An 11,838-nucleotide genomic window follows, 5' to 3' on the forward strand; every position below is an offset into this window, starting at 1 on the left:
CGTGATTATGACCGCTTTTCCGGTGTGGCGACATGGCCGCCTTCGTTCTCGAAGTTCTGCACTGCGGCTTTCTCGCCCTGCACGGCTTTGGCGGCGGCCTGTTCGCGGCGCACTTCACGCATGCGGCGGTAACCGACGAGTTTGTTCAGCTGCTCGTCCCACAGGCGGTAGGCCAGGGATTTGAGGCTGGTGCGGATGGTGATTGGTTTGACCTGCTGGAAGACGGGGTGCGAGTGGTGGCAGCGCTCGAGGTTGTAGTTCGGAATGCGTGAACTGAGGTGATGGATGTGGTGGAAGCCGATGTTTCCGGAGAACCACTGAAGAATGCGGGGGAGCTTGTAGAAGGAGGAGCCCTGCAGGGCGGCGGCGGTGTAGTCCCAGTCTTCGTGGCGCTCCCAGTAGGCGTCTTCAAACTGATGCTGGATGTAGAAAAGCCACACGCCAAAGACACCGGCGACGCCGGTGATGATGGCCTGAAGGATGAGGTAGGTACCCAGTCCGAAGACCCAGGAGAGAGCGGTGATCATGCCGAAAAGGGCAAGGTTCATGTACCACACGGAACGGCGCTCGCGTGTGTCCCCGCGGCTGTTGGGGATGCGCTGCAGCACCACAAAGAGAACGAATGGGGCGATGACGAAGAGGATGATCGGATTGCGCGCGAGCTTGTAGGCAAAGCGTTTCCAGCGGGAGGACTCGAGATACTCCTGCACGGTCATGGTCCAGACGTCGCCGATGCCACGGCGGTCGAGATCGCCGGTGGTGGCATGGTGAAGCGAGTGCTCCCAGCGCCACTGGTAGTAGGGGGTGAAGGTGAGCACGCCGGTGATAAAACCGATGATGTCATTGGCGAGGCGGGAGCGAAGGAAGGAGCCGTGACCACAGTCGTGAAAGATGATGAAGACGCGAACGAGAAGGGCTCCGGCGAGCACGGCGAGCGGAGCGACGATCCACCAGGAGATGCTCAGAAAGTGGTACATGAGAACCCAGAGCGCGACATAAGGGACGAGGGTGTTCACCAACTGCCAGGTGGCGCGCCAGGTAGACGACTGCTGGTATTCCGCCACGATGGCCTTCCACTCCTTCACCGTAGGGAAGCGCATGGAGCCAGAGGCCGGGTCCGAAGTGCCAGGCTGAGATGTCATGGGAATGGCTGGCATGGTTGTCATTTAAAATGGGGGCGAAGGCGGGACTGGTCAACAAGGGGGTCGCTTCAAGGAACATTGGATGAGATAGGGGGTGGAAAGCAAAAGTCACCCACCCAATGGAATGCCCTGCATAGGGCGCACCCGAAGGGCGCTGTCTTACTCATCATACGCCTGAGCGTCGAGCCTGGGGGTGATCTTTACCCTCGGAGACGCAAGCGTTGGGCAGACGACACCCAATGGGCCGTTCTTTGAGGAACCCGGATCCTCAGGTTTCTAAGGCTGCCGCGCGCTGATGCCAGGCCGCAGTTAGTTTGTGAACGAGGGTGTCGATCTGGTCGATCTCCTTCGCATGAACGTGCACGAGCGGAACGCCCGTGGATTGAAGGACATCGTTAACCAGTTTGCGGTCGCGCATTCTTCGGCTGGACTTCTCGGCGCTGTTGTCGTCATCTTCGAACTCAATGGCGAGCATGGGGAGCCAGTCCTCCTTCCGGTAAATGAAGAAATCGATGTGTCGCTGACAGATCTTCTGAAAGCCTGCGAGAGCCTCGTCGTGGAGGAAGTCCGTCAGGCGCGGTTTGCATTGGATGTGGCAGCGCTGGTGGGAGAGGTTTTCGAGGCAGGCCAAAAAGAGAGATTCAGAACGGGTCAGAAGGGGTTGCGAGATAGGGCGGGCGGGCGCGTTGTCTGGAGCCTGGGGGGTGGGCTGCATAAGGAGACAGTTATGACCATTATGGTAAATCGCAATCGTGGATTGATTCAAAGGTGGCGGGGCTAGTTAAATGCGAATTTACATGTTCCATTGAACATTTTACGGTGGTGGGCATTCTTCCACGAGTCACTCATGCTTTCTCCATTGGCCAGTTCAACTCAGGCCCCCCTTGTGGACTGGCTGTTCCTTGATTTGAACAGCTACTTCGCCAGCGTGGAGCAGCAGCTCCATCCGGAGCTGAGAAGAAAACCGATCGCGGTGGTGCCGGTTGACTCGGATGCGACCTGCGCGATTGCGGCGAGCCATGAAGCGAAAAGATTTGGGATCAAAACCGGTACGAACATCGGAGAGGCGCGGCGGCTCTGTCCGGAACTCATTACAGTGATGGCGAGTCACGATGTGTATGTGGAGTTTCATCACCGGATCATCACCGAGGTGGAGAGGCATTTTCCGGTACAAGTGATCTGCTCGATCGACGAGATGGCCTGCAAGCTGGATGCACCGCGTCAGCGGCTCGATGCGGCCATGGATCTGGCCAAGCGCATCAGGCAAGGGCTCAGGGAACGCATCGGCGAGTGCATCACCTGTTCCATCGGCCTGGCGCCGAACCGGTTTCTGGCCAAGGTGGCGAGTGACATGCAGAAACCGGACGGACTGGTGGTGCTGCTGGCGGAGGAACTGCCGGGGCGATTGCTGGACCTTGAGGTGCGGGATCTGTGCGGCATTGGCCGGCGCATGGAGCCGCGCCTGCATGCCTGTGGCATCCGCACGATGAAGGATCTGTGGGAGGCGGAGCGCGAGACGTTGCACCATGCGTGGGGCGGTGTCTGTGGTGATCGTTTCTGGCACGCCCTGCACGGGGGGCCGACAGAGGAGGACCAGCCGGTGGAACACCGCTCCGTGGGGCACAGCCATGTGATAGCGCCGGAACTGCGCACACCGCCGCAGGCCGGCATCGTGGCACGGCGTCTTCTCCTGAAGGCGGCGAGTCGGCTGAGACGTCTGAAATACCGCGCGAGACACCTGCACCTGAGCGTGCGAACCGAAGAAGGGCCGCGCTTTGAGTCACAGGCAAAGTTTGAAGCTGTATCCGACAGCATCGCACTCACCCGCGTGCTGACGAAGTTGTGGCAAAATGTGATGAAGCAGGCGCGCTGGCAGCGGGTGAAGAAAGTTTCCGTCGCGCTTCATGGCCTCGAGTCGGAAATGCAACCGCAGCAGCTCGAACTGTTCGGCAAGGACGCGGCGGATTCACGTGCGCAACGTGAACTCTTGAGTCGCGTGCTGGACGAGATCAATCAGAAGCGCGGGCGTGACTCGGTGGTGATCGGGTTCACTCCAGACACAGTGCGCACATTCTCGGGCACCAAGATCGCCTTCACTCGGATTCCTGACCGCGAGGAGTTCAAGGAGTAAACCGGCGAATGATGTCAGGACATCAAAGATGCCGGAGCAGTTGATCCCCTTCGGCCCTCCTGATCAAGAGAGTGGGCGCTTGATCAAGCGGCAGGAAACAGATTCCTGCGCCGTGTGATGATCAAAGCACCCAGTGCTGCCGTAAAAACGAGGAACGCGGAGCCCGGTTCCGGCACCGGGCAGGCATTGTTGACCGAAATGAGGAAGTAGGGATCGCTGGTACCATCCATCTGGCATCCGGCTCCGTTGTCGACGTCTGCGGCCAGAGTGAATCCAGATATCTGTGCATTGGACCCCACCAAGGCATCCAGGCTCAGCAGCCAGGTGTCCACCTTGTAGGCCGGATCATGGCCCGAAATCAGACTCATGGCGTTGCCTGCCAGAATATCAGACGCCGAGAAATCACCGAGCAGGGAACCACCCGCACCGTAGATGGAAATGGTCGGCGAAACTTTGCCGGTGTTAAAACCTGAACTGAGAGAAGTCACGTCGAAGTCGCCCAAGGTAGCGGAGAGCCCGTTGCTGGAAACTAGTTGGTCGAAACTGATGTTCAGGCCGGTGGAGGTGGCTTGGAAGCCTTTGGCAGTGCTGCCATCGTAGAGGCCGATTCCAAAGTCTGTCAGTTTGCCTGCGGGACTCAGATAGCGGACCCCAATGCCGCCCTGAAACTCGAAGTTCAGATTCGGATTGGCACCCACAGAGGTGCCTCCCGTCAATGTCACGGGCGTGAGGTCCTGTAGAGCGGTGATGCTGTAATTCTGCCCTGCGGGAACATAGGGCTGGGGCAGTTCAGTGATCGCGGCCACGCCCGACGAGAGGGAAATCAGCAACAGCATGGCTGAAAGAGCTTGGCTCCTCAGAGAGAAGGACTGATCAGCAAGAGGTGTCGTTTTCATGTTTGAGAGCTTTTAACATTAGTAATACTCAGTTTAGAGAACTGGAGTATATTTGGGCCGAACGCCTTAAATTATGATTCATTAGATTCTCTGTAAAGAGATTCATCTATGAAAATTATCTCAAATACGCAAACTATTAGCGTTGGTTGCGCGATCGAATCCAAAAATTGCAAATCACTTACGATAATCGACGCAAATATGACAATTCAGACAAACGTCTTACTTTGCGGTCTTGCTGAGCCACGAAGTCATCCGGTCGCGTGGGCATGAAGCTGCCCGGAGGTGCCGTTTTGCACGCCGATTTACCCTACAGCAGACCAGATGCATCCATGGCCGCTACACAAACTGGGTCGCATTGTTCAGGTGTTCCGAACGTCGGGCATCAGGTGGTGATGGTCTCGGATGGCTAGAAACGCCAAGTCACTGAGATGCGGAACATGCGCGGTTCAATGGGGTGCAGGTGCACGTCATTGACTGGAGCGGCCTCACCACGAAGCTGTGAGGCATAAAAGTAAGCGATATCGTTGTCACTGCGGTTGATGAGATTCAGGCAGTCGACGGCGACTTCCCAGTTGTTCCGGCGATAGCCGATGCGGGCGTTCACCTGGAAGGACTCCCGGGCGTCGGCCTCTCTGTCTTCGCTGAGAGGACGCGGGCCGAAATAACGACCACGCAACGAGCCGAAGAAGCCCTGAGGTCCTCCTAGAGAGATGCCACCATTGAGCGTGTATGGGATCGAGTTGGGAATCTCCTGGCTGGACGGATTTGCCGTGCGCAGGTGGGCGTCAGTGTAGGTGGCCTCGAGATCGACCATGGTCCAGTCATTCGGCCGCCAGTAGGTGGAAAGCTCCAACCCGTAACGCTGAGAGGCTGGTCCCGGCTCGGAAGTTCCGGCGTCGCCGACGTAGATTAGCTCCGAATCGCTGCGCAGCAGCCAGAAAGAAAGTGTGTTCACCAGCTTTGAGATCGACTCGTTGCGGATGCCGAACTCGGCACCGTAAGTACGAACTAGCGGGTCCACAGGATCGACCGGTCCGGCCGCAGGATTGGGATCCGTCACGATGGTGACGCCACGGGCGTCGTTGCTATGGAAGCCCATGCCGGCGTTTACATAGAACTCGGTCTGGTTCCAAGGACCGAAGACCATCGCCAGTCTTGGACTGACGATGCCCTTGGAAAGGGTGCCGGTGTTTTCATTCAACGTGCTGCGCTGCACGTCGAACTGGAACAAGTCCGCACGCACGCCTGGTACGATGCGGAACCAGTCCGTGGGCTTGAACTCCAGCTCCGAGTACAGGCCGTAGGTTGCCTGAAAGATATCGTCCTTACGCACGACGTTCCAGCGGTCGCGCATGGTGGTGTTGTAAAGGCCGATGCCGTCGATGTAATCTCCACGAACCTGCACACCGAGCGTGAAGCGCTGCTCGTGGCCGAGCGCCTCAAAATGCCAGTCGCGTGCGAGTTCCCCGCCGAAAAACCAGCGCTGGTCCTGCTGTTCGAACTGGTCCCCGACTGGCGCGGGATTGTCCATGAAGAAGGTGAAGTTGGAAAACAGGTCGAGGTCGTAGTAGCCGACGTAGGCGTTGGCGCGTGTGGTGGTGCGCCCCTCCTCTCGCACCCAGTCGAAGGCAAGGCTGTAGCGCTGGCTGTTGCCGCCGTCGGTAGCATCCAGGGAGTCGTAGCGTCCGATCATGCTGCCGATCGCGCGTTGCGGGACCTGGTCGGTGGAGGTCCAGTCTCCATGGTAGCCCATGGCGGTGATGTTGATGCGGTCCATACCGTCCTCCCAGTGCCAGCGCATAAAGCCGTTCCAGCGTGTGGCATCGGAGTTCACCGTCCAAGGGCCGTTGTAATACTGGTGCTCCACCGCCACGGTTAGCTGTCCGGCACCGGCTTGAATCGTGTCCGCGATCAGAGTGCGCGTGTATTCATATTCACCCCAGGTGGTGGAGAGAATGCCCTGCGGAAGTGAATCGACCAGCTTGAAGCGGGCGGCACCGGTGGAACTCAGATCACCGTGCTGGGCAAAGTAGTTGCCCTTCCAGTACTCGAGTTCCCCCACGAGTTCCGGGATGATGAAGTTCATGTCCGCGTAGCCCTGGCCGTGGGCGTGATTGCGGAAGTTTACCGGCATGCCGTCGACATACATGAGAAAGTCCGTCCCGTGATCGAGGTTCGTGCCGCGCAGGAAATACTGGTTCGCCTTGCCGTCACCGCTGTGCTGGGTGGCGATGAAGCCTGGAATGCTCTCCAACAGTTCGCCGCGGCGTGAAAACGGCCTCGCCAGCAGTTCCTTCGCACTTGTCTGGCCCTTCGATGCGGATGTGGCGATGCCAATGAGGCTCTCCGCCTTGCCTTCGATGATGATTTCGGGCATTTCGAACGGTTGCTCGGTGGCACTTTGCGCATGAATCACCGGAGGGAACAGCAAGGGGGTGAGGATGAGATGAACAATTCGTCGGTTCGGCATGCGGAAGTCGTAGGGGCTGCCTCTCCCAGACGACATTCCCTCTGCCACCCCATAAAATGACGGCGAAAAGGTGCGGCGCCGTCAGGCTCAACGCTCTTCGTTCCACCACTGCATCAGCATCTGCCGCGCCCGATACAGCCGTCCTTCCACGCCGCGGACCGAGCAGTTGAGCACCTCGGCGCATTCTTGGTGGCTGAGGCCTTCCATGGTGATGAGCATGAGCGTCGCGCGAAGCTTCTCCGGAAGCAAGGCGAGCCCTCGGCCGAGTTTTTCCATCTCGCTGTTCAGTCCGGCGCTCTCATCCGGAGAGTTGCGCGGACACGACGGCGATTCGGCTAGTTCGTTAAGCCCGATCGTGTTTTCGCGCTGTCGTGAAAACCGTGACTTCAAACGATCCCGGCACAGGTTCAGAGCAATCTGATAAAGCCATCGCGAAAACTTCGCGCGGCCCTCAAACTCTGGCAGCGCCTGCCACGCCCGTACAAACATGTCCTGGCAGACCTCCCGTGCGTCCTCGGTGCAGCGCAGCCAGCGGCAGCAAAAGCCGAACATGCGTTCCTCATGTCTCTGCACGAGCCATTCAAACGCACCGATGTCACCAGCTTGCGCCGCACGGATTTTCTGCTGCTCCACGTCTTCACGCAGCGCAGCATCCGGCTCCGTCAGCAGGAGGTCAATGCTCGCGGGCAAGGCTGTCATGAGTCCATTCCAGAAGTTTTTTTGCCTGCGCAGGCCGCAGGTAGCGCTTCATGGCAAAGAAATGATCCAGCGTCATACGCTGCAGTTCGCCCTGGGCGTGGTTCAGACGCTCCAGCGCAGGCTTCAGCCTTGCATCGCTCTCGTTCCCATCCGCGATCGCTGTCGCCACATCCAGACCTGCGGCGCGGATCTCGCCTCTCAGCCGTACCCGCTGCTTCTCAAACTCCGCTTCGATGGGTTCCAGTTTCTCATGCTGCTCCGGAGTGATGTCGAGGTGCTCATGCATCCACGCATGAAAATCCGTCTCCACATGATCATGGGCATGACCTTCGCCGTGCCGGTGCAGGGTCCAGTCGGTGACAAGCAACGCCGTCCCTCCTGCCAGAGTTGCTGACAGGAGTACGGAGAGGAGCAGCCATCGGACACGCGAAGTCATTTCGGAAGTTCTGCCCCAAAGAGATTCATCGCCGGCGGTGTCGTGTGAGTCGTGTCGTGGGAAGCCAAGGACCAGCCGATCACTCCGGCTGTCATGACTCCGGAAACGGCGGCCAGGATCAACAGCCATCCGACAAACGAACGCCAGCGTTTTGCGCGGCCCTCATCGGTGCGCACACGTGCCATGATCGTGCTCTCCAACGATGCAGGCACGGCCTCCGAAGTGGCGGAGGCGGCGTGTTTGAGCATGCTGTCGAGCTCCTTGTCGTTCATGGCGGGATCATGGGCTTGCGTCGATAAAAGTCCCACAGTTTTTTGATCTTTGCCGCATAACCGCTACCCTTGGATCTCCATGGCAGCCAAACCTACCCGCATCCTTCTGGCCGACGACCACGCCGTGGTTCGGAATGGCTTTCGCATGATTCTCGCCGCCCAATGGGACATGGAAGTTGTTGGCGAGGCCTCCAATGGGCGCGAAGCGGTGGACAAGGCCATCGATTTGCAGCCGGATGTGGTGGTGATGGATGTGACCATGCCTGAGCTCAACGGCATCGAGGCCGCGCGGCAGATCACCAAGGCCGTGCCGAAGGCGCGGATTTTGGCGCTGTCCATGCAGAAGGATTCCGTTTATGTGCGTGAGATGCTCCGTGCGGGTGCCAATGGCTACCTGCTGAAGGATTGCAACGAGAGCGACCTGCTCGCCGCCGTGCGAGCTGTTTCCAACGGGAAGGGGTTTCTCAGTCCGGAGGTGAGCGACGCCGTGCTGGACGACTATCGCAAACACGTGACGAACCCGATTGATCTCCTTTCACCCCGTGAGCGCGAAGTGCTGCAGATGATTGCGGAGAGCAAGACGAACAAGGAGATCGCCACGGCGTTGAGTCTGAGCGTTTACACCATTGAGGCGCATCGCGGGCGCATCATGGAGAAGCTCAATCTGCATTCCATCGGTGAACTGGTGCGCTTTGCCATTCGCAATGGCCTCATCGACTGATCAGCCGCTTGTGCAGAAAATGGCGACCACCTTGCGGTCTGGAGTCGTAAGGAGGCGTGGCTTCGAATGCATTCGTGCCTAAGAGATTAATTCCACCCAGATATCAATCCCATGCCTCATTCGAATCCGCATTCAGGCCTTTTTAGAGATCTCTCAGCCGGACTCGTTGTCTTCCTTGTTGCTCTCCCCCTTTGTCTGGGGGTGGCGCTTGCCTCCAACGCCCCTCTGTTTTCGGGAGTTCTTGCCGGGATTGTCGGAGGGTTGCTTGTGGGGGCGATCAGCGGGTCGCAGACGAGCGTCAGCGGCCCGGCTGCGGGTCTGACCGCAATCGTTGCGGCGCAGATTGGAAAGCTGGGTTCGTTTGAGACCTTTCTGCTCGCCGTCACGCTCGCCGGGGTGATTCAGATCATCATGGGCGTCTGTCGTGCGGGTTTCATCGCCGCGTTCTTTCCCTCGAGCGTCATCAAAGGACTGCTGGCGGCGATCGGAGTCATTCTCATTCTCAAACAAATCCCGCATGTCATCGGTCATGATCCTGACCCCGAGGGCGACATGGCCTTTGAGCAGCCCGACCACGAAAACACCTTCACAGAATTGTGGTCGGCGTTCTTTGACATCCAGCCGGGAGCGATGCTTGTCGGGGTGCTCTCCATTGTGCTGCTCGTCGTTTGGGACAAGGTCAAGGCGCTCAAGAACAGCGTTGTTCCTGCACCTCTTGTGGTGGTCTTGATGGGTGTCTTGGTTGGCTGGGTGCTGGAGCAAGTGGGAGGGGGCTGGGTCATCAAAGCATCTCACCTGGTGCAGGTGCCTGTGGCTCAAGATTTCGGGGCCTTCCTTGGTTTTCTACAGTTCCCGAACTTTGGCGCCCTCAACAGGCCGGAGGTGTATGCCGCGGCGGTCACCATCGCGATTGTCGCGAGCCTGGAGACCTTGCTGAACCTTGAGGCGGTGGACAAGATTGATCCCGAGCAGCGCAGCAGCCCGCCGAATCGTGAGCTTCTGGCTCAAGGCGTCGGCAATCTTGTGGGCGGCCTGATCGGTGCACTGCCGATGACCTCGGTCATCGTGCGGAGCTCGGTAAACATCAACGCCGGCGCAAAATCCAAGCTCAGCGCCATTTTTCACGGAGCGTTGCTTCTCGGTTGTGTGCTGCTGATCCCCGGCTGGTTGAATCTGATTCCGCTTTCCGCGCTTGCCGCCATTCTTCTGGTCACCGGGTTGAAGCTCGCGAGTCCAAAGTTGCTCAAACAGATGTGGTCCGAAGGAAAAGGCCAGTTTCTCCCTTTTGCCATCACGGTGGGGGCCATCGTCCTGACCGATCTTCTTGTCGGCATCCTGATCGGTCTGGCGGTCAGCATTGGATTCATCCTCCGCAGCAACATGCGTCGTCCTTTGCGCAAAGTGATGGAACATCGTGTGGCCGGAGATGTGCTGCGTATCGAACTGGCCAATCAGGTCAGCTTTTTCAGCCGTGCCACACTCGAGAAGACTCTGCGTGAGGTGCCGCGCGGCGGCCACGTCCTCATCGACGCTCGCAACACGGACTACATGGACGCCGACATCCTTGACATCATCCAGGACTTTCAGAACAACGGAGCCAAGGCGCGCGGAGTCCGGCTCAGCCTTTCAGGGTTCAAGGACAAGTATTCCAGGTTGGAGGACCGCATTCAGTTCATGGATTACAGCAGCCGTGAGGTGCAGAGCAGCCTCACTCCGGAGCGCGTGCTTGAGATCTTCAAGGAGGGCAACGAACGGTTTCGGGAAGGCAGGCAGCTGACTCGTGATGTGGGACGACTGGTGGATGCCACCTCGGGCGGGCAGTTCCCCATGGCCGTCGTGCTCAGCTGCATTGACTCACGCACCCCTGCCGAACTCGTTTTCGACCTTGGCCTGGGTGACGTCTTCAGCGTGCGCATCGCCGGGAACATTGCCCGGGACAAGGTGCTCGGCAGCATGGAGTACAGCTGCGCAGTCGCGGGTGCGAAGATGATTCTCGTCATGGGACACACGAGTTGCGGGGCGGTGAATGCCGCGGTGGATCTCATTTGCAGCCAGAAGACGGCCAAGGAGGCCACTGGTTGTGTCAACCTGGACTCTCTGGTGACCGAGATTCAACTGTCGGTCGATGTTACAACCTGCAAACGTGACGGCGCATGGCTGCCGGGTGAGAAGGACGCGTATGCCAACGAAGTTTCTCGCCGAAATGTGCTGCGGACCATGCGCATGATCCGGGAGCGCAGCAGCACGTTGGACGACTTGGTCAAAGACGGGAAGCTGGCGATCGTTGGAGCGCTGTACGATGTCAAAACAGGTCATGTGTCCTTTTTTCAGACCGCGGGGTCGAGCCGTTCTCTCCTCCCGATTCCGGAAGCCGTGATGTAAGTGGCGTCCGCTCAACCTCGTCAGGCGATAGCGCACATGCCCGAAGCGGGAACAAAAGGCGCGCGTTCTTTTGATCTTTGCCGGATTGCCTTTATTCGTGGCCTCACCATGGCGGCGATCAAGACATTCACCTGTCATATGAACGGGAGAGAACCTGTTCTTCGCATACGCATGGATTGAGCAGAATTCCCCCGTCATGCCGTTCACCTTTCTCCGCATCACCGAGCGCAACCTGCTGCGTACTCTTGCACTAGGGTTCGCACTGGTGATGGTACTGCTGAGTGCCGCAGGACTCATTGCCGTAAGACAGAGCCAGCGCATTCGCGAAGGGGTGGCACAACTGGCACGCGACCAGTTTTTGATCGCCCGGCTGCGGCAGGACGTGCAGATCGAGGAGAATGCGATGACCGAGGTGCTTCATCAGATCGCGGAGTTTCATCCGACGCGTTCGGACAAGGCGACGCTCCTGCGCGACCTCGATGAGAGTGACCGTCAGATAGCGAGACTTTCGAAAGAGGCACGGGCGGCGGCTGGTGAGAAGCTGTGGGCGGATCTGGAGACGAGCGTCAAGGCCTTCACCCGGGAGGCGCATAGGGTGATGGAAAAAAATGGTCCGGTGGAGCGCGAACATCTGGAGTCTCTGTTTATCCATCATGATCATGTCGTGGAACTGGTGAACGGGCTCATCA

The 11,838-nt window shown here is 58.6% G+C and carries 11 protein-coding genes; 4 read left to right on the forward strand and 7 right to left on the reverse strand.

Features of this window, described 5'->3' with window-relative positions:
• Window positions 1-5: 5 nt before the first annotated feature.
• Complete coding sequence (locus KDL09_RS18255; protein WP_294388363.1) at window positions 6-1,157, reverse strand: fatty acid desaturase; 1,152 nt, start codon at window positions 1,155-1,157, stop codon at window positions 6-8.
• Window positions 1,158-1,410: 253 nt separating this feature from the next.
• Window positions 1,411-1,857 (reverse strand): DUF2726 domain-containing protein, encoded by a 447-nt coding sequence (locus KDL09_RS18260; protein ID WP_294388365.1) that lies wholly within the window; start codon window positions 1,855-1,857, stop codon window positions 1,411-1,413.
• Window positions 1,858-1,989: 132 nt separating this feature from the next.
• Here KDL09_RS18260 and KDL09_RS18265 point away from each other — a divergent pair, with 132 nt between their 5' ends.
• Window positions 1,990-3,273 carry a hypothetical protein gene (locus KDL09_RS18265; RefSeq protein WP_294388367.1) on the forward strand — a complete coding sequence of 428 codons (1,284 nt, stop codon included), beginning with the start codon at window positions 1,990-1,992 and terminating at the stop codon, window positions 3,271-3,273.
• 83 nt (window positions 3,274-3,356) lie between these two features.
• Here the strand turns inward: KDL09_RS18265 and KDL09_RS18270 are convergent, their stop codons facing one another.
• The 5 genes from KDL09_RS18270 to KDL09_RS18290 form a co-directional block, all read right to left on the reverse strand.
• Window positions 3,357-4,109: a PEP-CTERM sorting domain-containing protein gene (locus tag KDL09_RS18270; protein WP_294388368.1), complete on the reverse strand. Its 753-nt coding sequence runs from the start codon at window positions 4,107-4,109 to the stop codon at window positions 3,357-3,359.
• A gap of 466 nt (window positions 4,110-4,575) precedes the next feature.
• Complete coding sequence (locus tag KDL09_RS18275; protein WP_294388371.1) at window positions 4,576-6,639, reverse strand: TonB-dependent receptor; 2,064 nt, start codon at window positions 6,637-6,639, stop codon at window positions 4,576-4,578.
• 87 nt (window positions 6,640-6,726) lie between these two features.
• Window positions 6,727-7,338 carry an RNA polymerase sigma factor gene (locus KDL09_RS18280; protein ID WP_294388374.1) on the reverse strand — a complete coding sequence of 204 codons (612 nt, stop codon included), beginning with the start codon at window positions 7,336-7,338 and terminating at the stop codon, window positions 6,727-6,729.
• Window positions 7,313-7,774 (reverse strand): periplasmic heavy metal sensor, encoded by a 462-nt coding sequence (locus tag KDL09_RS18285; RefSeq protein WP_294388376.1) that lies wholly within the window; start codon window positions 7,772-7,774, stop codon window positions 7,313-7,315. Before KDL09_RS18285 ends, KDL09_RS18280 begins: the two co-directional genes overlap by 26 nt.
• Entirely contained in the window at window positions 7,771-8,046 is a 276-nt protein-coding gene (locus KDL09_RS18290; RefSeq protein WP_294388379.1) for a hypothetical protein, read from the reverse strand. Before KDL09_RS18290 ends, KDL09_RS18285 begins: the two co-directional genes overlap by 4 nt.
• 79 nt (window positions 8,047-8,125) lie before the next feature.
• On the opposite strand from KDL09_RS18290, the gene KDL09_RS18295 reads away from it, so the two are divergent.
• The 3 genes from KDL09_RS18295 to KDL09_RS18305 form a co-directional block, all read left to right on the forward strand.
• Window positions 8,126-8,767, forward strand: a complete 642-nt coding sequence (locus tag KDL09_RS18295; protein ID WP_294388381.1) for a response regulator transcription factor — start codon at window positions 8,126-8,128, stop codon at window positions 8,765-8,767.
• Window positions 8,768-8,878: 111 nt separating this feature from the next.
• Entirely contained in the window at window positions 8,879-11,149 is a 2,271-nt protein-coding gene (locus KDL09_RS18300; RefSeq protein ID WP_294388384.1) for a SulP family inorganic anion transporter, read from the forward strand.
• Window positions 11,150-11,345: 196 nt separating this feature from the next.
• Window positions 11,346-11,838: hypothetical protein (locus KDL09_RS18305; RefSeq protein ID WP_294388386.1), on the forward strand; the 493-nt coding region annotated here is incomplete at its 3' end.

This window comes from Prosthecobacter sp. (genome assembly GCF_020439865.1).
In the GTDB taxonomy this organism is placed as follows: Bacteria; Verrucomicrobiota; Verrucomicrobiia; order Verrucomicrobiales; family Verrucomicrobiaceae; genus Prosthecobacter.

Coding starts and splice junctions, on each gene's coding strand:
- KDL09_RS18255 (WP_294388363.1), bottom strand. CDS start 1,157: ATGCCAGCCATTCCCATGACATCTCAGCCTGGCACTTCGGACCCGGCC.
- KDL09_RS18260 (WP_294388365.1), bottom strand. CDS start 1,857: ATGCAGCCCACCCCCCAGGCTCCAGACAACGCGCCCGCCCGCCCTATC.
- KDL09_RS18265 (WP_294388367.1), top strand. CDS start 1,990: ATGCTTTCTCCATTGGCCAGTTCAACTCAGGCCCCCCTTGTGGACTGG.
- KDL09_RS18270 (WP_294388368.1), bottom strand. CDS start 4,109: ATGCTGTTGCTGATTTCCCTCTCGTCGGGCGTGGCCGCGATCACTGAA.
- KDL09_RS18275 (WP_294388371.1), bottom strand. CDS start 6,639: ATGCCGAACCGACGAATTGTTCATCTCATCCTCACCCCCTTGCTGTTC.
- KDL09_RS18280 (WP_294388374.1), bottom strand. CDS start 7,338: ATGACAGCCTTGCCCGCGAGCATTGACCTCCTGCTGACGGAGCCGGAT.
- KDL09_RS18285 (WP_294388376.1), bottom strand. CDS start 7,774: ATGACTTCGCGTGTCCGATGGCTGCTCCTCTCCGTACTCCTGTCAGCA.
- KDL09_RS18290 (WP_294388379.1), bottom strand. CDS start 8,046: ATGAACGACAAGGAGCTCGACAGCATGCTCAAACACGCCGCCTCCGCC.
- KDL09_RS18295 (WP_294388381.1), top strand. CDS start 8,126: ATGGCAGCCAAACCTACCCGCATCCTTCTGGCCGACGACCACGCCGTG.
- KDL09_RS18300 (WP_294388384.1), top strand. CDS start 8,879: ATGCCTCATTCGAATCCGCATTCAGGCCTTTTTAGAGATCTCTCAGCC.